The sequence below is a fragment of the Saccharomonospora sp. CUA-673 genome, from assembly GCF_001942305.1.
GTDB lineage: Bacteria > Actinomycetota > Actinomycetes > Mycobacteriales > Pseudonocardiaceae > Prauserella.
In genome coordinates this window covers 1-1,427 of record NZ_MKKE01000080.1, presented here as the reverse complement: position 1 = coordinate 1,427, position 1,427 = coordinate 1, and the positions used below count along the sequence as shown (strand labels likewise).

Here is a 1,427-nt window from a genome sequence, read left to right as displayed (position 1 = left end):
GAGCAATTGTCAAGACCTGTGGATGAGGATCTTTTAGGCGGCTGCGGATTGGGTGTGGTCGTCCGGTCGTTCGACGAGTTTTCCGTTCTCGAACTGCGCGCCGGCGCGGACGAGGGCGACGAGGTGGGGTGCGTTCACGGCGCGCCAGCGGGCCTGTGCTGATTCGATGAGTTTGAACGCCATGGCCAGCCCGGCGGCGCGCGAGCCGGGGCCCTTGGTGACCTTCGTTCGGTGCCGCACCGTGGCGAAGGTGGACTCGATCGGGTTGGTGGTGCGCAGGTGCTGCCAGTGCTCGGCCGGGTAGTCGTAGAACGCGAGCAGCTCCTCGATGTCGTCGGTGATCTTGGCGGCGGCTTTGGGGAACTTCGCGCCGTAGGCGGCGTCGAAGGCCTTCACCGCGTCCAGGGCGTGTCGTTTGTCCTCGGCGTTCCAGATCTCGGCCAACGCCTTCTTCGCTCCGGGATGTGCGGACTTGGGCAAAGCCGAAAGCACGTTGGCGATCTTGTGGAACCAGCAGCGCTGCTCGGCGGTTTCGGGGAAGACCTCGCGCAGCGCGCTCCAGAATCCAAGCGCGCCGTCCCCGGCGGCGAGCACGGGAGCGCGCATCCCGCGCCGCTTGCAGTCGCGCAACAGATCAGCCCAGGACTCGGTGGATTCGCGGTAGCCATCGGCCAGGGCGACGAGTTCCTTGCGGCCGTCGGCACGTACGCCGATCATTACCAGCAGGCACAGTTTCGCCTCGTCCAGGCGGATGTTGACGTGGATGCCGTCCGCCCACATATACACGAAATCCACATCGGACAAGTCCCGCTCGGCGAACGCCCGCTGCTCGGCCTTCCACTGCTCGGTCAGCTTCGTGACCACCGCCGACGACAGGCCCTTGGTGGAGCCGAGGAACTGCCCGAGCGCGGGCACGAAATCGCCACTGGAGAGCCCGTGCAAGTACAACAGCGGCAGCACCTCGGTGATCTTCGGGGTCTTGCGCGCCCACGGCGGCAGGATCGCCGAGGCGAACCGCTGACGCTCGCCGGTGTCCGCATCGACGCGTTTGTCGTTGACCCGTGGCGCGGTCACCTCCATCGCGCCCGCCGAGGTGAGCACCTCCCGCGGCTGGTGGTAGCCGTTACGCACCACCAGGCGGTGGCCGCGCTCGTCACGCTCCCCGGCGAACCGGGCGATGTAGGCGTCGACCTCGGCCTGCAACGCCTCGGCCAGCATTCGGCGTGCGCCCTCGCGCACGATCTCGTCGATCAACGACGACGAGCCAGCGGGAAGGCCATCATCGCCAGCAGCAGGGTCAGGGACTACGGTGAGCATCGGGTCGTACCTTCCCGGCCGACGTTGGCGCGTCGGCCATGCTTGGAACCTTCATCCGGTCACCGGGAAGGTACGCCCTCCCGGCCATCCACAGGTTTCAAGCATTGCTC

The 1,427-nt window shown here is 66.9% G+C and carries 1 protein-coding gene; it reads right to left on the bottom strand.

Annotated features, from left to right (window positions below):
- Positions 1 to 33: 33 nt before the first annotated feature.
- Positions 34 to 1,317: an IS256 family transposase gene (locus tag BJF85_RS24550; RefSeq protein WP_075850312.1), complete on the bottom strand. Its 1,284-nt coding sequence runs from the start codon at positions 1,315 to 1,317 to the stop codon at positions 34 to 36.
- Positions 1,318 to 1,427 lie beyond the last annotated feature (110 nt).

Bases quoted from the DNA above. Each gene is read 5' to 3' on its own strand.
- BJF85_RS24550 (WP_075850312.1), bottom strand. From the start codon at position 1,317: ATGCTCACCGTAGTCCCTGACCCTGCTGCTGGCGATGATGGCCTTCCC.